The organism is Actinoplanes rectilineatus, from assembly GCF_000962825.1.
Taxonomy (GTDB): domain Bacteria; phylum Actinomycetota; class Actinomycetes; order Mycobacteriales; family Micromonosporaceae; genus Actinoplanes; species Actinoplanes rectilineatus.
In genome coordinates this window covers 1-1030 of record NZ_JZKF01000210.1, presented here as the reverse complement: position 1 = coordinate 1030, position 1030 = coordinate 1, and the positions used below count along the sequence as shown (strand labels likewise).

The following is a 1030-nucleotide window of genomic DNA, read 5'->3' as shown; positions in this document are numbered from 1 at the left end:
GATGGTGGCGACGATCGGGCAGGTATCCCAGCAGCGGTACGACGAGCTGGTGACGCAGTCGCGTGACTTGATTCGTGAGCGGGACCGGATTCAGTTCACAGTCGGCGACTACGCGCTGGAGATCGAGCCGATCGGCCCCCGGGGTGGATCCCGGCCGCATGACGCTCTCGGCCTGGGCGTAGTCGACTCCCTGCGGACGTTCGCCGAAGACATCGGGGTCGCGCCCGCGACGCTGGAAGTGTGGCGGTATGTGGCCTCGCGCTGGCCGGCCGACCAGCGCCGTGCCGACGTGCCATTCCACATCCACCGGGTGCTGGCCACGATCACCGATGCCGACCAGCGGTTCACAATGATCGGCGAGCCGCCGGTACTGGCCCGGACCGGTAAGCGCCGCTGGACCGAGGACAAGGCGAAACGGCGGGTGGGCTGGCAAGTCACCCGGCCGAAGACGGTCCAGGAGAAGGTCAACGCGGTGCATGACCTGGTCACCGACGACGAGGTCGCCACCCGCGTCGCCACCGATCTGCTGCGCCGGCCCAAGGTCGCGTTCAAGGTGTCGACAGAGACCTCGGTGCTGGATCGGGTCGGCGCGGTCCACGAGCTGGTCCGTGACGACGAGGTCGCTACGCGGATCGCCACCGATCTGCTGCGGCGCCCGGAGGTCGCCGCGCGGGCGATGACCGACACCACGGCCCGGCACTCGGTTAACCGTGCTCAGGCTGATCAGGACCGCCAGGGTGGAGAGCTGGTCCGGCAGCGCACCCCTGCGCTGCAGCAGATCGAGCACACCAGCGAGTTCCTCGACCTGGTCGGGGCGTGTGCGCAGTTCGTCGCCTCAGCCGGCCGGATCGTGCCGGGGCTGCGTGGGCTGAACTACACCGAGGACGAGAAGGCGACGGTGCAGCGCAACCTGGCCCGGGTCCGGGCCGCGGCGGACTGGATCGAGGGTGCGGTCGCCACCGGCCAGGTCACCCAGGAGGAGGGCCTGGCCCGCCTCCTGGCCGGTGAGTAGCCCGGCCATGGGACGGGT

General features: G+C 70.0%; 1 protein-coding gene. It reads left to right on the top strand.

Annotation, left to right across the window (positions count from 1 at the left end):
* Window positions 1-1012, top strand: a 1012-nt coding sequence (locus WH85_RS46120) for a DUF6192 family protein (RefSeq protein ID WP_045748574.1), incomplete at its 5' end; no start/stop codon positions are given.
* Window positions 1013-1030: the final 18 nt, after the last annotated feature.